Source organism: Micromonospora sp. WMMC273, assembly GCF_027460285.1.
GTDB lineage: Bacteria > Actinomycetota > Actinomycetes > Mycobacteriales > Micromonosporaceae > Micromonospora > Micromonospora aurantiaca.
In genome coordinates this window covers 2,680,078-2,701,639 of record NZ_JAPZBE010000001.1, presented here as the reverse complement: position 1 = coordinate 2,701,639, position 21,562 = coordinate 2,680,078, and the positions used below count along the sequence as shown (strand labels likewise).

At 74.8% G+C, this 21,562-nt stretch carries 27 protein-coding genes; 11 read left to right on the top strand and 16 right to left on the bottom strand.

Going from position 1 to position 21,562, the window contains the following annotated elements; all coding sequences use genetic code 11:
- Positions 1-48: 48 nt before the first annotated feature.
- Positions 49-1,377: a M20/M25/M40 family metallo-hydrolase gene (locus tag O7611_RS12530; protein WP_194801615.1), complete on the bottom strand. Its 1,329-nt coding sequence runs from the start codon at positions 1,375-1,377 to the stop codon at positions 49-51.
- A gap of 128 nt (positions 1,378-1,505) precedes the next feature.
- Here O7611_RS12530 and O7611_RS12525 point away from each other — a divergent pair, with 128 nt between their 5' ends.
- From O7611_RS12525 to O7611_RS12515, 3 genes are read left to right on the top strand one after another with little or no spacing between them, the layout of a single operon-like run.
- Positions 1,506-2,123 carry a hemerythrin domain-containing protein gene (locus O7611_RS12525; protein WP_194801616.1) on the top strand — a complete coding sequence of 206 codons (618 nt, stop codon included), beginning with the start codon at positions 1,506-1,508 and terminating at the stop codon, positions 2,121-2,123.
- Between the two features lie 47 nt (positions 2,124-2,170).
- Positions 2,171-3,157: a LysR family transcriptional regulator gene (locus O7611_RS12520; protein ID WP_013286066.1), complete on the top strand. Its 987-nt coding sequence runs from the start codon at positions 2,171-2,173 to the stop codon at positions 3,155-3,157.
- Positions 3,158-3,177: 20 nt separating this feature from the next.
- Entirely contained in the window at positions 3,178-3,414 is a 237-nt protein-coding gene (locus O7611_RS12515; protein ID WP_013286065.1) for a hypothetical protein, read from the top strand.
- 46 nt (positions 3,415-3,460) lie between these two features.
- Here the strand turns inward: O7611_RS12515 and O7611_RS12510 are convergent, their stop codons facing one another.
- The 3 genes from O7611_RS12510 to O7611_RS12500 form a co-directional block, all read right to left on the bottom strand.
- Positions 3,461-3,811, bottom strand: a complete 351-nt coding sequence (locus O7611_RS12510) for a DUF3140 domain-containing protein (protein WP_013286064.1) — start codon at positions 3,809-3,811, stop codon at positions 3,461-3,463.
- Positions 3,811-3,981: a hypothetical protein gene (locus O7611_RS12505; protein WP_194801617.1), complete on the bottom strand. Its 171-nt coding sequence runs from the start codon at positions 3,979-3,981 to the stop codon at positions 3,811-3,813. The genes O7611_RS12510 and O7611_RS12505 overlap by 1 nt, the downstream gene beginning before the upstream one ends.
- Before the next feature lie 62 nt (positions 3,982-4,043).
- Positions 4,044-6,593, bottom strand: coding sequence for an ATP-dependent Clp protease ATP-binding subunit (locus O7611_RS12500; protein ID WP_194801618.1), 2,550 nt, complete (start codon positions 6,591-6,593; stop codon positions 4,044-4,046).
- A 111-nt stretch (positions 6,594-6,704) separates the two neighbouring features.
- Between O7611_RS12500 and O7611_RS12495 the strand changes: the two genes are divergently transcribed.
- The 5 genes from O7611_RS12495 to O7611_RS12475 all read left to right on the top strand — a co-directional run bounded on the left by O7611_RS12495 (position 6,705) and on the right by O7611_RS12475 (position 11,739).
- The gene (locus O7611_RS12495) at positions 6,705-7,082 is read left to right on the top strand and encodes a hypothetical protein (protein WP_194801619.1); all 378 of its coding nucleotides are present in this window, start codon (positions 6,705-6,707) and stop codon (positions 7,080-7,082) included.
- Between the two features lie 175 nt (positions 7,083-7,257).
- Positions 7,258-7,518 carry a hypothetical protein gene (locus O7611_RS12490; protein ID WP_013286060.1) on the top strand — a complete coding sequence of 87 codons (261 nt, stop codon included), beginning with the start codon at positions 7,258-7,260 and terminating at the stop codon, positions 7,516-7,518.
- Between the two features lie 9 nt (positions 7,519-7,527).
- Positions 7,528-8,406: a hypothetical protein gene (locus tag O7611_RS12485; protein WP_194801620.1), complete on the top strand. Its 879-nt coding sequence runs from the start codon at positions 7,528-7,530 to the stop codon at positions 8,404-8,406.
- Complete coding sequence (locus O7611_RS12480) at positions 8,399-11,071, top strand: FtsK/SpoIIIE domain-containing protein (protein ID WP_269696870.1); 2,673 nt, start codon at positions 8,399-8,401, stop codon at positions 11,069-11,071. The genes O7611_RS12485 and O7611_RS12480 overlap by 8 nt, the downstream gene beginning before the upstream one ends.
- A complete protein-coding gene (locus O7611_RS12475; RefSeq protein ID WP_194801622.1) occupies positions 11,068-11,739 on the top strand; it encodes a hypothetical protein in 672 nt (223 codons plus the stop codon). Before O7611_RS12480 ends, O7611_RS12475 begins: the two co-directional genes overlap by 4 nt.
- Positions 11,740-11,833: 94 nt before the next feature.
- Here the strand turns inward: O7611_RS12475 and O7611_RS12470 are convergent, their stop codons facing one another.
- Both O7611_RS12470 and O7611_RS12465 read right to left on the bottom strand, forming a co-directional pair.
- Positions 11,834-13,111 carry a cupin domain-containing protein gene (locus tag O7611_RS12470; protein WP_194801623.1) on the bottom strand — a complete coding sequence of 426 codons (1,278 nt, stop codon included), beginning with the start codon at positions 13,109-13,111 and terminating at the stop codon, positions 11,834-11,836.
- Between the two features lie 3 nt (positions 13,112-13,114).
- Complete coding sequence (locus O7611_RS12465; protein ID WP_026268594.1) at positions 13,115-13,417, bottom strand: hypothetical protein; 303 nt, start codon at positions 13,415-13,417, stop codon at positions 13,115-13,117.
- A 185-nt stretch (positions 13,418-13,602) separates the two neighbouring features.
- Between O7611_RS12465 and O7611_RS12460 the strand changes: the two genes are divergently transcribed.
- Together O7611_RS12460 and O7611_RS12455 are read left to right on the top strand one after the other, a co-directional pair.
- Positions 13,603-14,346 carry a PIG-L deacetylase family protein gene (locus tag O7611_RS12460; RefSeq protein WP_194801624.1) on the top strand — a complete coding sequence of 248 codons (744 nt, stop codon included), beginning with the start codon at positions 13,603-13,605 and terminating at the stop codon, positions 14,344-14,346.
- Positions 14,347-14,355: 9 nt separating this feature from the next.
- Positions 14,356-15,165 carry a DUF72 domain-containing protein gene (locus O7611_RS12455; protein WP_269696869.1) on the top strand — a complete coding sequence of 270 codons (810 nt, stop codon included), beginning with the start codon at positions 14,356-14,358 and terminating at the stop codon, positions 15,163-15,165.
- Here the strand turns inward: O7611_RS12455 and O7611_RS12450 are convergent.
- The 10 genes from O7611_RS12450 to O7611_RS12405 all read right to left on the bottom strand — a co-directional run bounded on the left by O7611_RS12450 (position 15,150) and on the right by O7611_RS12405 (position 21,084).
- Complete coding sequence (locus tag O7611_RS12450) at positions 15,150-15,578, bottom strand: DUF2267 domain-containing protein (RefSeq protein WP_194801626.1); 429 nt, start codon at positions 15,576-15,578, stop codon at positions 15,150-15,152. The genes O7611_RS12455 and O7611_RS12450 overlap by 16 nt on opposite strands.
- A gap of 5 nt (positions 15,579-15,583) precedes the next feature.
- Complete coding sequence (locus O7611_RS12445) at positions 15,584-15,766, bottom strand: hypothetical protein (RefSeq protein WP_262015572.1); 183 nt, start codon at positions 15,764-15,766, stop codon at positions 15,584-15,586.
- Positions 15,767-15,861: 95 nt separating this feature from the next.
- Positions 15,862-16,731, bottom strand: coding sequence for a DUF72 domain-containing protein (locus O7611_RS12440; protein WP_194801627.1), 870 nt, complete (start codon positions 16,729-16,731; stop codon positions 15,862-15,864).
- A 48-nt stretch (positions 16,732-16,779) separates the two neighbouring features.
- The gene (locus O7611_RS12435) at positions 16,780-17,178 is read right to left on the bottom strand and encodes a TraR/DksA family transcriptional regulator (RefSeq protein WP_194801628.1); all 399 of its coding nucleotides are present in this window, start codon (positions 17,176-17,178) and stop codon (positions 16,780-16,782) included.
- Positions 17,179-17,360: 182 nt separating this feature from the next.
- Complete coding sequence (locus O7611_RS12430) at positions 17,361-17,990, bottom strand: uridine kinase (RefSeq protein WP_194801629.1); 630 nt, start codon at positions 17,988-17,990, stop codon at positions 17,361-17,363.
- 99 nt (positions 17,991-18,089) lie between these two features.
- Complete coding sequence (locus tag O7611_RS12425) at positions 18,090-18,701, bottom strand: winged helix-turn-helix domain-containing protein (RefSeq protein WP_269696868.1); 612 nt, start codon at positions 18,699-18,701, stop codon at positions 18,090-18,092.
- A gap of 292 nt (positions 18,702-18,993) precedes the next feature.
- Positions 18,994-19,566, bottom strand: coding sequence for a winged helix-turn-helix domain-containing protein (locus O7611_RS12420; RefSeq protein WP_194801631.1), 573 nt, complete (start codon positions 19,564-19,566; stop codon positions 18,994-18,996).
- Between the two features lie 52 nt (positions 19,567-19,618).
- Positions 19,619-20,110, bottom strand: coding sequence for a rhodanese-like domain-containing protein (locus tag O7611_RS12415; RefSeq protein ID WP_269696867.1), 492 nt, complete (start codon positions 20,108-20,110; stop codon positions 19,619-19,621).
- A 38-nt stretch (positions 20,111-20,148) separates the two neighbouring features.
- Positions 20,149-20,601: a cysteine dioxygenase gene (locus O7611_RS12410; RefSeq protein WP_194801633.1), complete on the bottom strand. Its 453-nt coding sequence runs from the start codon at positions 20,599-20,601 to the stop codon at positions 20,149-20,151.
- A gap of 105 nt (positions 20,602-20,706) precedes the next feature.
- Positions 20,707-21,084: a signal peptidase I gene (locus O7611_RS12405; RefSeq protein ID WP_194801634.1), complete on the bottom strand. Its 378-nt coding sequence runs from the start codon at positions 21,082-21,084 to the stop codon at positions 20,707-20,709.
- 70 nt (positions 21,085-21,154) lie between these two features.
- Between O7611_RS12405 and O7611_RS12400 the strand changes: the two genes are divergently transcribed.
- Positions 21,155-21,547, top strand: a complete 393-nt coding sequence (locus O7611_RS12400; protein ID WP_194801635.1) for an ankyrin repeat domain-containing protein — start codon at positions 21,155-21,157, stop codon at positions 21,545-21,547.
- The last annotated feature ends 15 nt before the right edge of the window (positions 21,548-21,562 follow it).

Sequence of the window (21,562 nt, the reverse complement as noted above, 5' to 3'; positions counted from 1 at the left end):
TTCGCGATGGGGGGAGGTTCCGCGCCGGCGGCGCCGCGGCGGGCGCGGTCAGCAGGTACGGAGGAAGCGGTCCAGAACCCGCACGCCGAACTGTAGTCCGTCCAGCGGAACCCGCTCGTCGATGCCGTGGAACAGGCCGGAGAAATTGAGGTCGGCGGGCAGCCGCAGCGGCGCGAAGCCGAAGCAGCGGATGCCGAGCTGGGAGAACGCCTTGGCGTCGGTGCCGCCGGAGAGCATGTACGGCACCGGGTGCGCGCCCGGGTCCTCGGCGCGCAGCGCCTCCGACATGTGCGCCACCAGGTCACCGTCGAACGTGGTCTCCAGGGCCGGCTGGCGCTGGACGTACTCGATGGCGATGTCCGGCCCGACCAGCTCGCGCAGCTGCCGTTCCAGTTCCTCGCTCTGCCCGGGCAGGCTGCGGCAGTCGATGGTGGCGGTGGCCCGGCCGGGGATGACGTTGTCCTTGTAGCCGGCGGCCAGGCGGGTCGGGTTGGCGGTGTTGCGGACGGTCGCGCCGATGATGTTGGCGATCGGGCCGAGCTTGGCGATCGCGGTCTCCGGGTCGTCCGGGTCGATCTCGATGCCGAGCACGTCGGAGACCTCGGCGAGGAACGCCCGTACGGTGTCGGTCATCACCACCGGGAAGCGGTGCCGGCCGATCCGGGCGACCGCCTCGGCGAGCGCGGTGACCGCGTTGTCGTCGTGCACCATCGAGCCGTGGCCGGGCCGGCCCTTGGCGTGCAGGCGCAGCCAGTCGATGCCCTTCTCGGCGGTCTCGATCAGGTAGAGGCGGCGCTGCTCGTCGACCGAGTAGGAGAAGCCGCCGACCTCGCCGATCGCCTCGGTGCAGCCGTCGAACAGGTCACGGTGCCGCTGGGTGAGGAAGTGCGCGCCGTAGTCGCTGCCGGCTTCCTCGTCGGCGGTGAACGCGAGCACGATGTCGCGCCGGGGGCGGACGCCGGTGCGCTGCCAGTCGCGGACCACGGCGAGCACCATCGCGTCGAAGTCCTTCATGTCGATCGCGCCGCGGCCCCACAGGTAGCCGTCGCGGATCTCGCCGGAGAACGGGTGCACCGACCACTCGTCCGGGTCGGCGGGCACCACGTCGAGGTGGCCGTGCACGAGCAGCGCGTCGCGGCCGGGCTCGGTGCCGGGGATGCGGGCGACCAGGTTGGCCCGGCCGGGCGCGGATTCGTGGATCTCGGCGTCGACGCCGGCCTCGGCGAGTTTCTCCGCGACGTACTCGGCGGCGCGCCGCTCCCCCGCGCTGGTGTCGTTGTCGCCGGTGTTCGTGGTGTCGATGCGCAGCAGGTCGCGGCAGAGGTCGACGACCTCGTCGGTGGCGTCCGGTCGGGCGGGGGCGGCGTCGCTCGTCATCGCTTCCTTATACCAGCAGGTGAGGTGGTCGCGGGCCGCCGGTGGCCCGGCGGCGGTTTCGCGGATCGCCGGGCCGGGTACCGCCGGACCGCCCGGACATCGACTCCGGCCGTCACGAGGAGGGCACCATGACCGTCCCCCTGCCGCCGTTGCCGCCGGCCGCCGACGACGCGTACCGGCCGGGTGGGCGCAGCGTCGCCGACCTCGTGGACACCGAGCACCGGGCGCTGCTGGGGCTGGCCGACCGGGTCACCGACCCGGCGCTGGACGCGGCCGGACGGCGCGAGGTGCTCGACGTGCTGACCGCTGCGGTGTCCCGCCACCTGTCCGCCGAGGAGCAGTACCTGTTTCCGGCGGCCCGCGCCGCGATGCCGGAGGCCGCCGAGCTGGTCGAGCGGGAGATCGAGGCGGACGCCGGGCTGCTGACCGCGCTCAAGGAGCTGTCCGGTGCCGACGACCCGGCGGTCGCTGACGTGGCCGAGCGGGTACGCCGGCACGTCAGCCGCGTCGCGGCGCTGGTCACGCCGCTGCGTGAGGTGGCCAGCGACGCCGAGCTGATCCGGCTGGGCAACCGGTGGGAGATCGCGGAGGAGGCGGCGCCGACCCGGCCGCACCCCGGCACGCCCGCCACCCCGCCCTGGAACAAGATCGTCGAACCGGCCGTCGGGGTGCTGGACAAGGTGCGCGACGCGGTCACCGGACGGCGTACCCGGCTGAGCGACCTGGAGCACCATCGCCAGGGGTGAGCCGATCGCCCCTTCCGTGTATCGGTTCGTGGTCCTACCGTCACGGTATGGATCTGGAGCTGCGACACCTGCGTGTGGTCTGCGCGATCGCGGAGACGGGGAGCGTCACCAAGGCCGCCTCGGCGCTCGGCCTGGCCCAGCCGGCGCTGACCGCCCAGCTTCAGCGGATCGAACGGGCGCTGGGCGGGCCGTTGTTCGAACGGGACCGCCGCGGCGCCCGTCCCACCGCGCTGGGTGAACTGGTGCTGGACCGGGCGCGGGTGCTGCTGCCGGCGATGAAGGGCCTGCGCGACGAGGCGGCCCGGATGGCCGGCGCGGGCGATCCGCTGCGCCGGTACCGCTTCGGCGGGGTGAACAGCCCGATCCTCGGGCGGCTGGTGCACCGGCTCGCCGCCGAGCGGCCGGACGCGCAGATCACCACGTACGGCTCCTGGTCGGTGGACGAACTGGCGCAGATGGTCGCGGGTGGCCGGCTCGACTTCGCGCTGACCGGCGTGTGCGGCGACTCGACGCCGTCGGCCGGGTTCGGGCTGAGCTGGCGGGAGGTGGCGGTGGAGCCGATCTGCGTACTGCTGCCGCAGACCCACCCGCTGGCCGGCCGCGCCGACGTCGACCTGGTCGACCTGCGGCGTGAGCGGTGGGTGGCCGCGCCGGGCGACGGCTGCTTCGGCGACTGCTTCGCCGCCGCCTGCGCCCGCTCCGGCTTCACCCCGAAGAAGGTGTACGAGGCGGACGTGCGGGCCGCGCTGGACCTGGTGGACGCGGGCGAGGCGGTGGCGTTGTGCCAGGCCACGTTCCGTCCGGTGGCCGGTCTGGTGACCCGCCGGCTCGCCGGTACGCCGCTGCGCTGGCGGCTGCTGCTGGGCTGGCATCCGGATGTGCCGGCCGCGGCGGTGGCGGAGCCGGTACTGGCGGCGGCCGTCGCGGCGTACACCGACGCGCTGGCGAACCATCCGGAGTACCTGGGGTGGCTGCTGGCGCATCCGGAGTTCGGCGTGCAGCCCAACGGCTCGGGTGGGGTGCGAATCGCCTGAACCCGGGTAACACCGGCGACATGACTGATCTGTATCCGGCCGCCGACCAGCGGGAACTGCTGCGCCAGGCGGCCACCGCGCACACCACCGCCGCCGCCGAGGTGGAGGCGTTCCTGCGCCGGTTGCCGGAGGTGCCGGGGCCGGCCGACGTGACCGAGTACGCCAACCTGCTCAGCCGTGAGGAACGCGCCCGCGCCGACCGGCAGGCCGCTGCGGACGCGGCCGGGCTGCGCCTGCCCAGCCTGGAGTCGGAGTAGCAGCCGGCGCCCGGGCGGGTGGTCCACCCGGGCGCCGCCTTTCGGCTCAGCGTTCGACGAGTACGTCGTGACCGAGGTCGAGCAGGGCGTGGCGCCACTCGTCGTCGGCGTTGCCCCGGCGTGGCCGCTGCGCGGTCAGCTCCCGGATCCGGCTGATCGCCTCGCGCATCACCTCGATGTCCTCCGGCGTGAGGTCCACCTTGCGCTTGCGCAGCACGGCGAGGATCTGCCGGCCGGGCTCCGGCAGGTCCAGGTCCGGGCCCGGACCGAACGCCTCCTCCCCCGAGCCACGGGTCAGCAGCCACTGCCGCAGCGTCTCGGAGGACACGTTCACCTCGGCGTGGAAGTCGTCCCAGATCACCTCGACCTCGGGGTCGAGTCGCGCCTCGCGTACCATCACGCCTCCTCTCCCGGCGGCGGCCCGGATGCCGGCTCGCCCTCGTTGGGTGTGTGCTGCTTCAGGCCCTCCGGCGGCACCCGCACCCGGGACGGGTTCGCCGTCGGGGTCGCCTCGATCGGGTCACCGGCCCCGACGTCGTCGTCGGGGATCTCCTCGGGTTCGGTCATGTCCGCCCTCCGGTCCTTCGGTGACGGCCCGTCCCGGCCCGGCCGGGACGGGCCCCGGCCGGTCATCGGGGATGGGACGTGGTGGCCGGCGTGTAGCCCCGCTCACCGGCGGTGACGTCGAAGACGAGCTGGTCGTCGCGGGTGTCGACGGTGACCTTCTGCCCGGGCGAGATCTCGTTCTCCAGCAGCATCCGGGACAGCCGGTTGTCGACCTCGCGCTGGATCACCCGGCGCAGCGGGCGGGCTCCGAACTCGGGCTGGTAGCCGTGCTCGGCGAGCCAGTCGACGCCGGCGGTGCTGAAGTCGACCTGGATGTCCTGGGCGTGCATGCGGCGGCGGGTCTCCTCCAGCAGCAGCCCGGTGATCTGGCGCAGCTGCTCGGCCTCCAGCCGCTGGAAGATGATCACCTCGTCGATGCGGTTGAGGAACTCCGGGCGGAAGTTCTCCTGGAGCCGGCGCATCAGCCGTTCCCGCAGCTCGTCGCTCTCCTGCTCGCCGGGCGCGCCGGTGGCGAAGCCGACGGTGCGCTGGGTGCCGGTGATCAGCTCCGAGCCGAGGTTGCTGGTCATGATCAGGACGGTGTTCTTGAAGTTCACGGTGCGGCCCTGGCTGTCGGTGAGCCGTCCGTCGTCGAGCACCTGGAGCAGGATGTTGAACACGTCCGGGTGCGCCTTCTCGATCTCGTCCAGCAGCACCACCGCGTACGGGCGGCGCCGCACCGCCTCGGTGAGCTGGCCGGCCTCCTCGTAGCCGACGTACCCGGGCGGGGCGCCGACCAGCCGGCTGACCGTGTGCCGTTCCTGGAACTCGCTCATGTCCACCCGGACCATCCGGTCCGCCTCGCCGAACAGCGCCTCGGCCAGGGCGCGGGCCAGCTCGGTCTTGCCGACGCCGGTCGGGCCGAGGAACAGGAAGCTGCCCATCGGCCGGTCCGGGTCGGCCAGGCCGGTACGGGAGCGGCGTACCGCCTCGGAGACGGCGCTGACCGCGTCGTCCTGGCCGATGATCTTCTCGTGCAGGTGCCCCTCCAGGCGCAGCAGCCGGTCGCGTTCCTCCTCGGTGAGCTGGGTGACCGGGATACCGGTGGCCCGGGAGACCACCTCCGCGATCTCCGTCGGCCCCACCTCGGGCACGTGGTTGGGGCCCTCGTCGCCGCGGGCACGGCGGACCTGGTCCTCCAGTTCGGCGAGCCGGTCGCGCAGCGCGGAGGCCCGCTCGTACTGCTCGTCGGAGACCGCCTGCTCCTTGTCCCGGCGTGTCTCGTCGAGCTGCTGCTCCAGCTCGCGCACGTCCTCGGCGGGGGTACGGGTGCGCAGCCGCACCCGGGCGCCGGCCTGATCGATCAGGTCGATCGCCTTGTCCGGCAGGAACCGGTCGGTGACGTACCGGTCGGACAGCTCACCGGCGGCGATCAGCGCCTCGTCGGTGAACCGGACCTGGTGGTGCGCCTCGTACCTGTCGCGCAGACCCCGCAGGATGGCGATGGTGTCGTCGACGGTCGGCTCGGGCACCAGCACCGGCTGGAACCGGCGGGCCAGCGCGGCGTCCTTCTCGATGCTGCGCCGGTACTCGTCGAGCGTGGTCGCGCCGATCACCCGCAGCTCGCCGCGCGCCAGGGCCGGCTTCAGCATGTTGGACGCGTCCATTCCGCCCTCGCTGCCGGCGCCGCCCGCGCCGACCAGCGTGTGGATCTCGTCCAGGAAGATGATCAGCTCCTCGCGGTGGGCGCGGATCTCGTCGATCACCTTCTTCAGGCGCTCCTCGAAGTCACCCCGGTAGCGGGTGCCGGCGACCAGGCCGGACAGGTCCAGCTGGATCACCCGCTTGCCGATCAGCGTCTGCGGCACGTCGCCGTCGCAGATCCGCTCGGCCAGGCCCTCGACGATCGCGGTCTTGCCGACACCGGCCTCGCCGATCAGCACCGGGTTGTTCTTGGTCCGCCGGGACAGGATCTCCACCGCCTGCTCGATCTCGTCGGCCCGGCCGATCACCGGGTCGATCTGGTCCATCCGGGCCAGCTCGGTGAGGTCCTGGCCGTACTGGTCGAGCGTCGGGGTGCCCCGGTCCGGGCGCGGGACGTTCGTCGCGCCGCGCTCGGCGCTGGCCGCCTGCAACGACTCGGGCTGGATCCGGCCGGCGGCGAGCATCCGGCCGGCCGGCGACTCGGGGTTCAGCGGCAACGCCATCAGGATGTGCTCGGGACCGATGTAGTTGGCGCCCATCGCACGGGAGAGCTGGTGGGCGTCGAGCAACGCCCGCTTCGCCGCCGGCGTCAGCGACAGGTTCGGCGGCACCTCGCCCCGCGGCGCACCCTCGCCGGGCCCGCCCAGCGCGCCCAGCAGCGACTCCGGGTCGGCGCCGGCCCGGCGTACCAGGTCGCGCAGCGGCTCGCGCTGCAAGGCCGCCCAGAGCAGGTGGTCGGTGTCCAGGTCGTTGCTGTGCTTCTGAGCGGCGCGGCGGGCCGCGTCGGCGAGCATCTCCCGCGCGTCGGCGGTCATCAGGCGCGTGATGTCGACCCGGTGCGCCGGCCGGCGTCCCCCCTCGCCCCGGCCGAAGTATCGGGCCAAGAACTCGTCCCAGGGGTCGTTGCCGAAGTCACCCGGTCCCATCATCTCGTCCTCCGCAGTCAGTCGGCACGACCGGCACCCGGCACGCGCGGCACGGTCGGCGGTGGCTACCCGGCGGTCGGCGCGACAAACGCGACCGGATGGCAGGCTGGGGGCATGGAGAGCAGACCGCTGCTGATCGTGGACGGCGCGAACGTGGTGGGCTCGCGCCCGGACGGCTGGTGGCGGGACCGGGCCGGCGCGGCGGTCCGGCTGCGCGACGCGCTGGCGTCCGTCGGGGACGCGGGCGTGCCGCCGGAGCTGCCGCCGCCGGTGCAGGTGGTGCTGGTGGTGGAGGGCGCGGCCCGGCACGTGCCGCCCGCGCCCGGCGTGGACGTGGTCTCCGCGCCCGGCTCCGGCGACGACACGATGGTCGAGCTGGTGGCCGCCGCGCCGGATCGGCGGCGGGTGGTGGTCACCGCCGACCGCGAGCTGCGCGAGCGGGTCACCGCGCTCGGCGCGGAGGTACGCGGCCCGCGCTGGCTCGGCCGCTAGGACGCCGGTCCCGCTCGCGGGACCGCGGTGTCCGCCGGCAGGACCGCCGGCCGGGGTCTTCGCGCACGTCAGCGCGGGAACCGGACACGAGGGCCGCAACCACGCGAGGGTGGATGTTCGTCCACCCGTTCCGATGGGTTGTAATGGAGATCTCTTCCGCCCCCAGGAGGTCCCCGTGGCGAGCGTCGCCGAGCTGAAGGCCGCCATCGATGTCGCTCTCCAGCAGATCGGTGACGGCCAGACAGCGGTGCAGGCCGCCGGCGAGAAGCTGGCCGAGGCGCAGCAGACCCTGGCCGGCGCGCTGGAGGGCAGCGGCCACGAGACGGTCGAGGCGGCGCAGGCCTCGCTGACACAGGCCGGCCAGGAGCTGGAGGAGTGTCTGGCCGCGACACTGGTCGCGGTGGAGCAGGCACAGCTCTACGTCGCGACGCTCTGAGGCCCGGCCGTGTCCATCGTCGAGGACATCGGCGCGCAGGTGCGCGCCGCCGCCGAGGAACTGCCGCTGGCGCAGCTCGCCGCCGCGTTGGAGAAGCTCGGCCAGGCGCAGGAGCGGCTGCGCTGGGTACGCCAGGAGTCGTCCGACCCGATGGGGGTGCCGGAGCTGTCCTCGGCCACCGAGCACGCCGAGACGGCCGGCTACGCGCTGCGCGTGGCGCAGGAGCAGCTCACCGCGTACCTGGCCGCGATCGGGCTGGCCCCCGACGGCGCTCGCCCGACCTTGCCGGGCGAGCGGCCGCCGAAGCACGACACGCCGCGCGGCGAGGAGCCGCCCGTGCCCGGCCCGGCCGCCGAGCCGGGCGAGCAGCCGGCGGTGCGGCGCTGGTGGGCGGTGCGGGTGGCGGAGCTGACCGGCGGCCGGGAGGGTGCGCCGGACGAGCCGGACGAGCGCGTCGTGGACTCACACGAGTTGCTGCGCCGGGTGGCCGCCGGGGTCCGCTCCGGCGACCGGGACCGGCTGCACCGCGAGCTGCGCCGGGCGCACGCCGACGTGGGGCTGGGGCTGGCCGCGATCACCCCGCCGCTGCTGCGCGAACTGGCCGGTGAGCTGCTCGGCCATCCGCCCCGCGCGGACGACCTGCCCCGGCTGCGCGGCGCGCTGGACTCCCGGGTCCGCGACCTGCTGCCCGGGCTGCCGCGGCCGGTGCTCGACACGCTGCTGACCCGGGTGTGCCGGATGCCCCCGCCGCGCCGCGACGACGACGCGGAACAGCCGCACGCGGCCGACCCTGCGGTCACCGCCGGTGTGCTCACCGGCGTACTGCTCGACCGGCTCGGCCGGGACCTGCCCGAGGACACCGACGAACGGGAGCCGTCCCGTGGCTGACGTCCGCGCTCGACTGGTGACGCGGGTCCGGGGGATGCTCTCCGAGGCCCTCGGCGCCACCCGTACCCGGCTCGCCACCGCCGAGGCCGACCTGGCCGCCGGGCGGGACCGGCTGGCCCGTACCCGCCGGGCCGCCGCGGCGGTGCCCGCCCGAGTGGGTGCCGCCCGCGACCGGCGCCTGGCCGAGATCGACGCCCGGCACACCGCCCGCCTCGCCGAGCTGGCCCGGCGGGCCGCCGCCGCGGCGCAGCGGGAGGCGCCCGGCGCGGCGTCCGCGCCGTGGGACCGCTGGCAGGCCACGCCCGCCGGCCGGTCCGAGCCGCCGGGTGCCCTGCGCGTCGGCACGGTACGCCTCGACGGCGCCGAGCCGGTGCCGGCGCTCGTCCCGCTGCTCGATGCCGGGCACGCGCACCTGGCCGGCGGCGACCGTGCCGGGCTGGCCACCGTGGTACCGGCACTGCTGCTGCGCTCGGTCGGGCGGGCCGACCCGGGCGCGGTGCGGCTCTACGGGTACGACCCGGAGCACCTGGGCGGCGGGCTGGCCGGGTTCGCGCCGCTGGGCACGGCCGGGCTGCTCACGTTCGTCGGGCCGGGCGGGTTGGGCCGGCTGCTGGACGACCTGGTGGAACAGATCCGCCGGATCAACGCCACCGTGCTCGCCGGTGAGTACGGCTCGCTGCGCGAGCTGGCCGCCGCCACCGGACGCCGCCCGGAGCCGTGGCGGGTGGCGGTGCTGCTCGGCGGCGACGAGCTGTCCCGGCACGAACGCGGCCAGCTCGACCGGGTGGTGCGGACCGGCGCGGCCTGCGGCGTGCACCTCGTGGTCCGCGGCATCGAGCTACCAGACGACCCGACAGTCACCCGGATCACCGTGGAGCCGGACGACGCCCGGGTGGCCGGGCTGCCGGTGGTGCTCGACGCGCCGCCGCCGCCCGCCCTGGTCACCGAGACGTGCCGTACCGTCGCCTCCCGGGTGGCCGCCGGCCCGCCGCCGACGCCCTTCACCGACCTGCTCCCGCCGCCGGACGAGTACTGGCGGGAGGACTCCGCGCACGGCCTCAGCGCGCCGATCGGCGAGGGCCCGCACGGGCGGCAGGTGCTGCTCACGCTCGGCGACTACCCGCCGCACGCGCTGATCGGCGGCCCGTCCGGCACCGGCAAGACGAACCTGATCTTCGCCTGGATCGGCGCCCTCGCCGCCCGGTACTCCCCCGCCGAGCTGGAGTTCTACCTGCTGGACTTCAAGGAGGGCGTGTCCTTCGCCCGGTTCGCGCAGGGCCGGCGCGACCCGAGCTGGCTGCCGCACATGCGGCTGGTCGGTATCAACGTCAACACCGACCGGGAGTTCGGTCTGGCGCTGCTGCGCTTCCTCGCCGAGGAGCTGCGCCGTCGCGCCGACGCGGCGAAGAAGCACGAGGTCACCAAGCTGGCCGAGCTGCGCGCGGTGGACCCGGACGGGCACTGGCCGCGCATCGTGGCGGTGGTCGACGAGTTCCAGGCGCTGCTCGCCGGGCGGGACGTGGTCGCCCGGGAGGCCGCCGACCTGCTGGAGGACCTGGCCCGGCGGGGCCGGTCGCAGGGCATCCATCTGGTGCTCGCCTCGCAGGACGTCCGCGGCATCGAGGCGCTGTGGGGACGGCCGGCGCTGGTCGCCCAGTTCACGCTGCGGATCGCGCTACCGAAGGCGCTGCGCATCCTGGCCGAACGCAACGACGCGGCGCAGTCGCTGCCCCGTCACCACGCGGTCGTCAACGCCGAGTCGGGCCTGGCCGAGGGGAACGAGGTGGCCCGGATCCCGTCGGCGAGCGACTGGGAGACGTGGAGCGAGCTTCAGCACCGGCTGTGGCGGATGCGCCCGCAGGACGCCGCGCCGGCCCGGCTGTTCGACGGCGACGCGATCCCGAGGCTGGCCGACGCGCCGGACTTCCGGGCGCTCACCGCGCCGGAGCAGGGCGTGCCGCGCAGCCCGGTGGCGCTGCTCGGCGAGATCATCGACGTGCAGTCCCGCTCGGCGGCGCTGCGGCTGCCCCGCGCGCCGGGCCGCAACCTGGCGGTGCTGGGCACCCGGGTGGACGAGGCGTGCGCGGTGCTCGACGCCGCCGCCCGGTCGCTGGCGCGGCAGTACCGGCCCGGCACCGCCCGGTTCTCCATCGCCTGCCTGGATCCGGACGCCGACCCGGCCGCCCGCGCCCTGTACGAGGACCTGGAAGGCGACGCCTCCTGGTACGACGAGGAGACGGTGCCGGAGCTGATGGCCGAGGTGGGTGACGGACTCGGCGCGCCGGGTGCGGCGCGTACCCCGCACTTCCTGCTGCTGTACGCGGTGGACGCGGCCGCCGCGGCGCTGGCCGGCAAGGCCGGTACGCGCACCGGGCTGGAGCAGTTGCGCCGGATCCTGCACGACGGGCCGGAACGGCGTACGCACGTGCTGGCGTGGTGGCGTGGCGTGGCCCGGATGCGGGTGGACCTGGGCGGCGCGGGCGCGCGCACGGATCAGATCGGCGCCTGGGTGGCGCTGGACGTGCAGGGCGGTGAGCTGGGCTCCTCGCTGTATCCGGGCAGCGGCGGGCCGGACTGGTATCCCCGGCCGTGGCGCGGTCTCTACTTCGACCGGGCGGTGCACCGCACCGGACAGGTGATCATCCCTTATGGTCCCTCCCGATGAACGAACCGGTTGCCAGTGAGACGTACAGCGCGCAGATCCGCCGGCTCGCCGAGCTGACCGCCCGGGTGGCCGCCCAGCGGGCCGAGGCGCACACCTGGTACGACCAGCAGGTGGCCGCGGCCGACCGGGCGGTCGCGGAGGCCGCCGAGCAGGTGCGGCAGGCCGAAGCGGAGGTGGCCGAGGCGTCCCTGCTCGTGGAACGCGTCGACGGCGAGGTCACGCACCTGTGGACGCAGTTGCGGGCCCGGCTCGGCGGGAGCGCGCGGCGGCTGGGCGACCCGCCCGGCCCGGTACGCGGCGCGGCCGGTGACCCGGTGCCGCTGCTGCGGGCGGTCCGGGAGCTGCTGGACCGCACCGGCTCGCCGGGCGAGCTGCCCGGTTCGGTGAACCCGCTGCTCGTCGCGTGCGGGATCGGCGGGGCGCTGGTGGCGTACGCGCTTGGGGTGGGCGCGCGGGCCCTCGCGGCCGGTTCCAGCGGCGATCTGGCGGTGGGCCTGCCGGTGCTGGCGCTGGTGGTGACGCTGCTCGGCCCGGTGATCGGGCTGGCGCCGGCGCGGCTGCTGGCCGACCGCCGCCACGCGGTGCTGACCCCCCGCCCGATGATCCTGGTGGCCGCTTCCGGCCTGGTCACGACGCTGCTCCTGCTGACGGTGACCTACACCCGCTGACCGCCGCCCCGCGCGCCGGCTCTCCCGCCGTCGATCATGAGGTTGGCGGCGCGACACGCCGTCGCGCCGCCGGTCAACCTCATGATCGCCGGGATCAGGCGGGGGTCAGGACGGCCTCCTTGAGGAGGCGGCGGGCCAGCGTCAGACGATCGGCGTCGTCGTCGAGGCCGGGCAGGTCACCGACTCGGGTCACCTCGCCGGTGAGCAGCGCGCGCAGCGCGGCCTCGCAGGTGCCGGGCAGGGTGAGCGTGCGGTCGGGCACCCGCAGCGTGACCCGTCCGTCGGCGGCCGGGGTGAGCTGCCACCGCAGGCCGCCGCGTACCGCGACCTCGCTGTCCGCGCTCAGCCGGGCCAGCGCCTGCGCCTGGGCCAGCGGCCGGATCGGCGCCGGACGGGCGGCCGGCCACACCCGGGCACGCAGCCGGCCGGCCACCGCCGCCGGGTCGGCCCGCAGCAGCCAGTCGCGCAGCGCCTCGACGGTCTCGGTCAGCTCCGGCTCGATCGCGTCCGGGTCGGCCAGGTCGAGCCCGAACGGCAGGCTCGCGCGCAGCCGCGCGTCCTCGGCGGCGAGCGCGAGCAGCTCCTCGACCACCGCGTACCGGGTCAGCGCCCGGATGCCCACGGTCAGGTGCAGCGAGCTGGACTCCTGCGCCTGGGCGCTGTGCAGCCAGCCGCGCGGCAGGTAGAGCGCGTCGCCCGGTTCCAGCACCACGTCCAGTTCGGGGCGGCCCTCGGCGGTCGCGGAGACCTCGTCGGCCCGGCCGCCCCACGGCTGGCGTTCCAGCGGGTCGGCCAGCACCGGCGGGTGGATCCGCCAGTGCTTGCGTCCGTCCACCTGGAGCACGAACACGTCGTGGGTGTCGTAGTGGGTGGCGAAACCCTGGCTGCCGGCCGGGGTCAGGTAGGCGTTCACCTGCAACGGCTGGGCCAGCGCGGTGCCCAGGTCGCGGGCGAAGTCGACGATCGCCGGCCAGGTGCGGTGCAGGCCCTGCAGCACCAGCGTCGCGCCGTTGGCGTACAGCGCCAGCACCTTCTCGTCCAGGACCTGGTCGCCGATCTCGGCGCCCGCGCCACCGCCGCCGGTGAACCGCGCCGCCGGCACCAACTGGCCGTCCTTCGCCACCCGCAGGAACGGGGTACGCAGGCCGCGGCGGCTGAGCAGCTCGTCGGCGTCGGCGGTGCTGAGCAGGTCGGTGAAGCCGTCGGCGTTCGGCAGCTCGGCGGCGCGGGACAGCAGCGGGCTGCGCCCCCAGTGGTCGGCGGCGAACTTGGCCGGCTCCACCGCCACGCACCGGGCCAGCGCCTCGGTCGCGGAGAACGGAACCGCCGGGCGGCCGTGGCCACCCGGCGGGTCGACGTGCGTGGTGCTCATGTGTCAGGCGCTGCCGTCGGCGCCGCCGTCGTGCTGACCCGGGGTCGCGCCGCCGTCGGCCGGACCTTCGGCGCTGCCGTCCGCGCCACCGTCGTGCTGACCCGGAGTCGCGCCGCCGTCAGCGGGGCCCTCCGCGCCGCCGTCCGCGCCACCGTCGTGCTGACCCGGAGTCGCGCCACCGTCGGCCGGACCCTCCGCGCCGCCGTCCGCGCCACCGTCGTGCTGACCCGGGGTGGCACCGCCGTCGGCCGGGCCTTCCAGGCCGCTGCCGCCGCTGCTCTGGATGTCGTCGTCGTTCAATGCCATGGGTGCTCCCTCGGTGTGCCGCCCCGCGTGGTGCCGGGGTCCGTGTGCAGCGGGTGGTACCCCACGCCCGATCTTCTCTAACCACACCGTAGACGCCCGGACGCCGCCGTACGGACGGTTCGCGGGGCAAGCGGTGGGAGCGGGCGAGTGCCAGGATGGCGGGAGGACGACGCGAGGAGACGCACGTGACGCAGCCGGAGCCACTCACCCCGCTGACCGAGGACTGGCAGCGGGCGCTGGCAGTGGTGGCCCACCCCGACGACCTGGAGTTCGGCGCCGCCGCCGCGGTGGCGCGCTGGACCGGGCAGGGCAAGGAGGTCGTGTACTGCCTGCTCACCAGCGGCGAGGCGGGCATCGACGGGATGACGCCGGAACGCGCCCGGGTGGTGCGCGAGGAGGAGCAACGGGCCTCCGCCGCCGTGGTCGGGGTGTCGGAGGTCGAGTTCCTCGGCCTGCCCGACGGGCTGCTGGAGTACGGCGTGCCGCTGCGCCGGGCCATCGCCGCCGTGGTGCGCCGGCACCGGCCGGACGTGGTGCTGACGAACAACTTCCGGGAGACGTGGGACGGGGCGTACGCGCTGAACCAGGCCGACCACATCGCCTGCGGCCGGGCCACGCTGGACGCGGTCCGCGACGCCGGCAACCGGTGGATCTTCCCGGAGCAGCTCACCGACGGCACACAGCCGTGGTCGCGGGTCCGCGAGGTGTGGGCGGCCGGTTCGCCGATGGCCCGGCACGGGGTGGACGTGACCGACACGTTCGACAGGGGTGTGGCGTCGCTGCGGGCGCACGGGGCGTACCTGAGCGGGCTCGGCGACGGCGGTTTCGACGCCGAGGAGTTCCTGGAGGGCATGGCCCGCCCGGCCGGCAGCCGGCTCGGCGCACGGTTCGGCGCCACGTTCGAGGTCTTCCAGATCAACCTTCAGTAGGGCACGGCGATGTTCCTGGTCGGCACGTCGGGCTGGCAGTACCGGGACTGGCGGGAACGGTTCTACCCGGCCGGGCTGCCACAGCGGCGCTGGCTGGAGCACTTCGCCGCGCGGTTCGCCACGGTCGAGGTGAACAACGCGTTCTACCGGCTGCCGGAGCGAGACACGTTCGTCGCGTGGCGGGAGCGTACGCCCGGCGACTTCTGCGTGGCGGTGAAGATGAGCCGCTACCTGACGCATATCAAGCGGCTGCGCGACCCGGCCGAGCCGGTGGCCCGGTTCCTGGACCGCGCGTCCGGGCTCGGCGACCGGCTCGGCCCGGTGCTGGTGCAGCTCCCGCCGACGCTGCGCGCCGACCCGGACACGCTGGCCGGCGTGCTGCGCCGGTTCCCCGCCCACGTGCGGGTGGCCGTCGAGCCGCGACACCCGTCGTGGTGGACCGACGACACCCGGCGGGTCCTGGAACGGCACCGGGCGGCGCTGGTCTGGGCGGACTGCCTCAGCCGGCCGATCACCCCGCTGTGGCGCACCACCGACTTCGGGTACCTGCGGCTGCACGAGGGGCGGGCCCGGCCGTGGCCGCGCTACGGGCGGGCCGCGCTGGCTAGCTGGGTGCACCGGCTGGCCGGGGAGTTCGGTGACGGCGACCCGGCGTACGTCTACTTCAACAACGACCCGGGCGGCGCGGCGATCGTCGACGCGGTCGCGTTCGCCGGGCTGGCCCGGCGGGCCGGGCTGCCGGTGTCCCGGACGCCGGCGGCCCGCCCCGCCGAGGGGGCGGGACGGGCCGGTCCGGTGCCGGATCAGGGAATCATCTGACGCAGGTCACCCGGCATGGTGGCCTTCACGTCCTCCCACTCGCCCTGGGTGACGTGCCGCCGCAGCGTGTCCAGCACGACCTGCACCACCCGCTGCGCGCCGCCCTCGACGTCGTACGGGAAGCCCTGGCGCACCTCGTACAGGAAGTCGTCGCGGTTGAGCTTGATCGGCACGTTCTCCGGTTGCCAGCCGTCGAAGTAGATCCCTCGCACCAGCACCGGCAACTGCTGGGCGAACTCGGCGCTCTCCTGCACCGGCAGCCGGTCCCGCAACAGGTGCAGCACGGTACGCAGCGCGGCGTAGGACTGGTTGCGCTGTTCCTTCGGCCAGCCGTACGCGGACTCGATCTCCTTGAGGATCACGTTCGTCTTGTCCAGCGAGGACTCGAACGCGGACAACAGCTGTTCGGCCATCGGGCTCACCCCCGTACTTCGGTCTCCCAGCGTCGGTCGTCGGCGCGGCGCGGCGGACCGCTGGGGCCCCGCCACAACCGGGTCGGACTGAACCGGCCGGGCCGTTCGGCCCGCCGTGGCGCCTCGGAGCTGCCGACCACGTGCAGTACGCCACCGCGGCGCCGGTCCGCCACCACCCGTACCGTCATGACCCACCTCCTCGTCGCGGCGCCCGAGCCGGCGCCCACCGTTCATGCTGCGGCGGGGGTGGGTGAGTGGACCTCACCCGGACCGGGTGAGTCGCTCAGGCGTCCAGCAGGCCGGCGAGTGTGGTGGCGTTGCGCTGCGCGTAGTCCCGATAACAGTTGTTCATCAGGATGTGTGTCTGCCCGGCCTCGCCGGCCAGCTCGCGCAGCTTCGGCGCCCAGTCGCGCAGTTCCCGCTCGGAGTAGTCGTAGCCGAACTTCTCGTGGATGTCCTTGCTGGTCCACTTGTCGCTGTGCCCGTGGAACCGGACCACCGCGAGGTCCGCGGTGGCCGCCAGCACCGGCGGTACTGACGACTTGTGTCCCTGCGGCATGTCCACGCAGACGAAAGGCAGGTCGTGCTCGCGCAGGAAGCCGAGCGTCTCCTCGGCGTTGTCGCCGTCGAACCAGGAGGCGTGCCGGAACTCGACCACCGGACGCAGCGGCGCGCACCGGCGGGCCACCTCCAGCAGGTACTGCTTGTTTGCGCGCTTGATGGTGAACCAGGGCGGGAACTGGAACAGCAGCGCGCCCAGCTTGCCGGCCTCGACGAGCGGGTCGAGGGCGGACAGGAACCGGGTCCACACCTCCTCGTACGCCTGCGCGGGCAGGTCGTCCGGGTAGACGTTGCGCTTGTCGGTGTCCGGGCGCAGGTCCTTGTAGAGCGCGGAGACGCGGGTGGGGTGGCCGGTCAGCAGGCTGAACGCCTTGACGTTGAACGTGAACCCGGGCGGGGTGCGTTCGGCCCACAGCCTGGCGGTCCGCTCGGCCGGCGGCGAGTAGTAGGTGGCGTCCACCTCGACCAGCGGGAACTGCCGGGCGTAGTAGGACAGCCGCTTCTCCGGGGTGTCGGCGCTCGCCGGGTACCAGCCGGAGTCGAGCAGCGTCCGGTCGGTCCACGAGGCGGTGCCCACCTTGATCTCACCCATGATGGGAGTTCACCGCGCTGCAGGACCGACCGGCAACCGGAACGGCGTTCAGGCCGCCCGCCGCTCCCTGGTCTGCTTGCAGGCCACACAGGAGGTCGCGGACGGGAAGATCTCCAGCCGCTCCACCGGGATCGGGGCGGTGCAGCCCTCGCAGAAGCCGTAGGTGCCCTCGTCCAGGCGGGTCAGCGCGTGCTCGAACTGGGCCCGCCGGTCCAGGATGGTGCGCAGCAGCGACTGCGCGGTGTCCCGCTCGGCGGTCTTGGTGCCGCTGTCGGCCTGGTCGTCGCCGGCGGTGTCGCCGACCTCCACCAGCCGCAGCACCTGGCTCTGCGCCACGGTGTTCTCGTACTCGGCGGTCAGCTCGTCGTACCGCGACCGCAGGGACTGCCGGATCTGGTCGACCTCCGCCTGGGAGCGGCCGGTGGCTGTCGTGTCGTGGACGAGCATCGCTGCCTGCCTTTCCTACACCCTCATACCGGACCGGGGCGGCCAGCGCCCCGGACCCGGTCCGACTGTGGATGCGCGGGCGACGAGATCACCCGTGCTCTGTGAGCCGGGCGATTACCCCCGCCCTCGGCGGGTCAAACCGGCTGTTTCCTGAGTGTTTCCGGTGAGTCCGCAGCCGCTGGTCAGGCGGCCTCGACGAGCGCCGGACGACGCGGATCGTCGGCCCGGACCACCACGTCGGCGAAGGACGCCGGGTCGACCTCGCCGGCGTAGCGGGCGAACGCGGGCAGGGTCCAGCGCAGCGCCGGGTCGGTGCGCCGCGCAAGCGCCGCCGGGGAGAGCACGAGGTGGACGGTGACGTCGAACGGCAGCGTGCCGCCGAGCAGCAGCGCGCCGCTGACCAGGACCACGCCGCCGGGCGGCAGATCGACGTACGCGGCGCGGCTGGCCCGGTCGGCGGCGGCGTCCCACAGTGACGGCAGCAGCCGGCCGGAGCCGTCCGGGCCGGCCGGGTCGAGCACCTCGCGGCGCAGCCCGGGTTCGTCGAGCCAGCCCTCGTAGTACGCGTCGGGGTCGGTCCGGCCGTGCTCCAGGCGTACCGAGGCGGGGCGGAGGAAGTCGCCGGCGCGGACGTGCAGCACCGGCCGGCCGGCGGCGCGCAGCGGGTCGACGAGCGCCCCGGCGAGCGTGTCCGGCCCGGCGGCGGGTGGGCCGTCCACGGCGACCCGCAGCCGGCCGGGCGTCCCGGTGCGGGCGAGACGCTCGGCCAGCTCGGTGACGAGCCGGTCGGGGCTGATCGGGCGCACGCGCATCGGACCATCGTGCCGCGCGGGCGGGCGGGTCACCACATGATCGGTTCGGGCGGTCGGGGCTCCGTCCGGCGCCGATCGGCGGGTGGTGGTCCCGGACGGTCAGCCGGTGCGGTCGATGGTGACGCGGGCGTCGTCGGCGAGCCGGTAGCCGACGCCGTAGACGGTGGTGACGAGCGGGACGTCCACGCCGACCTTGCCGCGCAGCCGGCGTACGTGCACGTCGACGGTGCGGACGCCGGCGTGCTCGTACCCCCAGACCGCGTTGAGCAGTTGCAGCCGGGTGAACACCCGGCGCGGGTGGGCGACCAGGTGCAGCAGCAGGTCGAACTCCAGGCGGGTCAGCGGCAGCGGCTCGCCGTCGCGCAGCACCGACCGGGACGACGCGAGGATGTGCAGGGTGGGGATGGTCGGAGCGAGCGGGCGGGCCGGAGCGCGGCCGCCCGGCACGGCGTCGGGCCGGCGCTCGGCCGGGACCGTGCCCGCGCTGACCACCGCGTCGCCGCGTTCGAGCATCTCGCGGGCGGCGTCGAGCAGCCGGCGGGCGGCCGGGGTCAGCGACTCCTCGCAGGCCAGGGGAATGGTGAGGGTGACGGTGAGCATGGGCGCGGCGGCCGTGTTCGCGGGACGACGCTGGCCGCCCGGGGGGCGACCGGGGACCGCGGGTTGGGACGTATGCCATCCGGCGCGCGACGAGGCGGGGCTGACCGACATGGTCCTCCTTGGGCTGGTCCGGGTATCTCCCCACGGCCCGGGACGCCGCTTCATCGATGCTTCCCGGCGTCTCTGCGAGGGTCAAGGGGCGGCCGCGTTGCATGAATGTGACATTTGACGAACACATCGCAGCCGTGCGCTCGCTCTGCGTGCGAGGCCCGTTGATTACAGCAGAGCACCGATTCGCGGTGGTACGGGGGGTCTCCCCGGGCGTTCACAATGGCGGATCAGCGGCGAACGTGAACGCGGCGCACCCGATCCCGGGGTGCGCCGCGTGCCGGCCGGGCCGGCGTCAGGCGTCGCGGTCCACGAGGATCGCGGCGTCGTCGGCGAGGCGGTAGCCCACGCCGTACACGGTGGTCACCAGCGGCGTGTCCGGCCCGAACTTGGCCCGCAGCCGGCGCACGTGCACGTCGACGGTGCGCGCCACGGCGTGCTCGTAGCCCCAGACGTTCGCGAGAAGTTGCAGGCGGGTGAACACGCGGCGGGGATGTTCGGCGAGGAACAGCAGCAGGTCGTACTCGATGCGGGTCAGCGGGATCTCGGCGCCGCCGTGCCGGACCCGCCGGGTGCCGGTGAGGATGCGCACGCCGCCGGGGACGGGCGCCGCCGGGGCGGCGGCGTCGCCGCGGCGCAGGTCGAGCACGGTACGGGCGGGTGGCCCCTCGCCGGAGGCGGCCAGTCCCTCGCCGGACGCGGCCAGTTCGTCGAGCAGGTCGACCAGGCGTGCGAGGCCCGGCGTCAGCGGCCCTGCGCCCAGGTCGAGCGTGATGGTGAGCGTCGGTGCGGTACGCGGCCGGGGCGGCACGGCCCGGTCGGGGCGGCCCGGGCGGGCCGGACGGGTGGTGAGGGCGACGACGGACATGGGAGCCTCCTGTGCGGGCGGTCGCCCCGCCCAGCCGGGTGCGGCGGGACGGTCAGCGGAGCGCCCCGCCGGCGGTGACCGGGGGCGCGGCGGACGAGGGTCGGGTCGGCGGGGTGGGACCGAGGGTGGGCAGGCCGGCGATCTGCCAGGCGGCGAAGCCGCCGACGACGTCGGTGGCCCGGTGCAGGCCGAGGTCCTGGAGCGCGGCGGCGGCCAGCGACGAGGTGTAGCCCTCCTGGCAGAGCACGATCACCGGGACGTCGTAGCCGGTCGCCTGCGGCAGCCGGGCCGCGCAGCGCGGGTCGAAGCGCCACTCCAGCACGTTGCGTTCGACCACGAGGGAGCCGGGCACTGTGCCCTGCGCGGCACGCTGGGCGGCCGGGCGGATGTCCACCAGCAGCGCGCCGCCCCGGCACGCCAGGTGGGCCTGCTCCGGGTCGAGCCGGCGCAGGCGGGCGCGGGCGGCCGCGAGGATCTCGTCGATGCCCCGCGAGCCGGGCGGCGGGACCGGACAGCGCTCGGTGCGGGTGGGGGTCTGCGCCATCGTGGCGTCCTTCCGTTCGTCGGGGTTGCGAGGGCGGCTCACCAGGCCACACCGGCTCGGGCCACCTCGGCGACCCGGAGCCGGCCGGCGACGAGGTGGTAGCGGGTCATCCGGGTCAGCGCCGGCCGGTACACGTGCACGCTGACGGCGGGCTCGTCGCCGTGGTTGGTGACCTGGTGCACGTGCCGGGCGCCGAAGCGCCGACCGGCTCCGGCGGCGAGCCGGTGCGGGCGCAGCCGCCCGCCGCTCACCGTCTCCTCGGTGAGCACGCCGGCCACGACCAGGAACGCACCGGCCGAGCCGCCGTGGTCGTGCAGGCCGGTGCCCTGTCCGGGCAGCCAGCTCAGCGCCCACACCTCGTGTGCGTCGCCGGCGTCCAGCCGGGCGTACCAGCGCTCGGGCGCCTCGAATCGCAGCGGCACCGGCCAGCCGTCCGGGTCGGCCCAGCGGGCGGCGACGGCGAGCAGGTCGGCGGGAACGGTGCTGGTCATCGGCGGTGCGTCCTCACGGTGCGGAGCGGATGTGCTCCCACAGCTTAGACGGTAAAGCCTATCGGTTTAGTAGGTAATACCGAATACTGGGACGCCGGGCGCGGCTCAGCGGAGGACCGGCGGGCCCACCTGGTAACCCGGCACCGACGGCCAGCGGACGGTGAGCACCGTGGACTCTCGCTCGGCGTACCAGGAGTGGTCCACACCCCGGCCCCACACCACGTAGTCACCGGGCGCGCGCAGCACCACCGTCCGGTCCGGCAGCTCGATCCGGAACGCGCCGCTGATCAGCACCAGCAGGGCGGTACGCCGCTCACCGGTGGCCCACCGGGACCGGGTCTCCCCCGCCGGGTGCACGCCCCACTTCACCTCCACGTCGGTGCTGTGCCGCACGTCCCCGGCCGGCTTGAAGTGGCCCAGCAGCCAGCCCGCGTCGGTCGCGCCGTCCACCGCCGCGTTGCCCACGTACACCCGATCGTCCATGTGCGCGCCTCCCGTGCCCGGCTGCGCAAGGTACCAGGCGCGTCCGGCCGCGACGCCATAGCCTGGGCGGATGCCCGACGAACTCGACGACGAGACCATCGCCTTCGCCCACCGGATGTTCGACCTGGCGCGGGCCGGCGCCACCGAGGAACTTGCCGCCAACGTGGACGCCGGGCTGCCGGTCAACCTCACCAACGCCAAGGGCGACACGCTGCTGATCCTCGCCGCGTACCACGCCCACCCGGAGACGGTGGCCGCGCTGCTGGCGCGGGGCGCCGACCCGGCCCGGGTGAACGACAGGGGGCAGACCGCGCTCGCCGCAGCGGTGTTCCGGCGCCAGGAGGCCGCCGTCCGCGCGCTGCTCGACGCCGGCGCCGACCCGGACCACGGCGGACCGTCCGCGGTGGAGACCGCCCGGTTCTTCGAGCTGCCCGACATGCTGACGCTGCTCGGCCGCGCGTGACCGGCGGGCGGTATA

Excerpts from the sequence above, each read along its gene's own strand:
- O7611_RS12530 (WP_194801615.1), bottom strand. The coding sequence starts at position 1,377 with ATGACGAGCGACGCCGCCCCCGCCCGACCGGACGCCACCGACGAGGTC.
- O7611_RS12525 (WP_194801616.1), top strand. The coding sequence starts at position 1,506 with ATGACCGTCCCCCTGCCGCCGTTGCCGCCGGCCGCCGACGACGCGTAC.
- O7611_RS12520 (WP_013286066.1), top strand. The coding sequence starts at position 2,171 with ATGGATCTGGAGCTGCGACACCTGCGTGTGGTCTGCGCGATCGCGGAG.
- O7611_RS12515 (WP_013286065.1), top strand. The coding sequence starts at position 3,178 with ATGACTGATCTGTATCCGGCCGCCGACCAGCGGGAACTGCTGCGCCAG.
- O7611_RS12510 (WP_013286064.1), bottom strand. The coding sequence starts at position 3,811 with ATGGTACGCGAGGCGCGACTCGACCCCGAGGTCGAGGTGATCTGGGAC.
- O7611_RS12505 (WP_194801617.1), bottom strand. The coding sequence starts at position 3,981 with ATGACCGAACCCGAGGAGATCCCCGACGACGACGTCGGGGCCGGTGAC.
- O7611_RS12500 (WP_194801618.1), bottom strand. The coding sequence starts at position 6,593 with ATGATGGGACCGGGTGACTTCGGCAACGACCCCTGGGACGAGTTCTTG.
- O7611_RS12495 (WP_194801619.1), top strand. The coding sequence starts at position 6,705 with ATGGAGAGCAGACCGCTGCTGATCGTGGACGGCGCGAACGTGGTGGGC.
- O7611_RS12475 (WP_194801622.1), top strand. The coding sequence starts at position 11,068 with ATGAACGAACCGGTTGCCAGTGAGACGTACAGCGCGCAGATCCGCCGG.
- O7611_RS12470 (WP_194801623.1), bottom strand. The coding sequence starts at position 13,111 with ATGAGCACCACGCACGTCGACCCGCCGGGTGGCCACGGCCGCCCGGCG.
- O7611_RS12465 (WP_026268594.1), bottom strand. The coding sequence starts at position 13,417 with ATGGCATTGAACGACGACGACATCCAGAGCAGCGGCGGCAGCGGCCTG.
- O7611_RS12455 (WP_269696869.1), top strand. The coding sequence starts at position 14,356 with ATGTTCCTGGTCGGCACGTCGGGCTGGCAGTACCGGGACTGGCGGGAA.
- O7611_RS12450 (WP_194801626.1), bottom strand. The coding sequence starts at position 15,578 with ATGGCCGAACAGCTGTTGTCCGCGTTCGAGTCCTCGCTGGACAAGACG.
- O7611_RS12445 (WP_262015572.1), bottom strand. The coding sequence starts at position 15,766 with ATGACGGTACGGGTGGTGGCGGACCGGCGCCGCGGTGGCGTACTGCAC.
- O7611_RS12440 (WP_194801627.1), bottom strand. The coding sequence starts at position 16,731 with ATGGGTGAGATCAAGGTGGGCACCGCCTCGTGGACCGACCGGACGCTG.
- O7611_RS12435 (WP_194801628.1), bottom strand. The coding sequence starts at position 17,178 with ATGCTCGTCCACGACACGACAGCCACCGGCCGCTCCCAGGCGGAGGTC.
- O7611_RS12430 (WP_194801629.1), bottom strand. The coding sequence starts at position 17,990 with ATGCGCGTGCGCCCGATCAGCCCCGACCGGCTCGTCACCGAGCTGGCC.
- O7611_RS12425 (WP_269696868.1), bottom strand. The coding sequence starts at position 18,701 with ATGTCGGTCAGCCCCGCCTCGTCGCGCGCCGGATGGCATACGTCCCAA.
- O7611_RS12420 (WP_194801631.1), bottom strand. The coding sequence starts at position 19,566 with ATGTCCGTCGTCGCCCTCACCACCCGTCCGGCCCGCCCGGGCCGCCCC.
- O7611_RS12415 (WP_269696867.1), bottom strand. The coding sequence starts at position 20,110 with ATGGCGCAGACCCCCACCCGCACCGAGCGCTGTCCGGTCCCGCCGCCC.
- O7611_RS12410 (WP_194801633.1), bottom strand. The coding sequence starts at position 20,601 with ATGACCAGCACCGTTCCCGCCGACCTGCTCGCCGTCGCCGCCCGCTGG.
- O7611_RS12405 (WP_194801634.1), bottom strand. The coding sequence starts at position 21,084 with ATGGACGATCGGGTGTACGTGGGCAACGCGGCGGTGGACGGCGCGACC.
- O7611_RS12400 (WP_194801635.1), top strand. The coding sequence starts at position 21,155 with ATGCCCGACGAACTCGACGACGAGACCATCGCCTTCGCCCACCGGATG.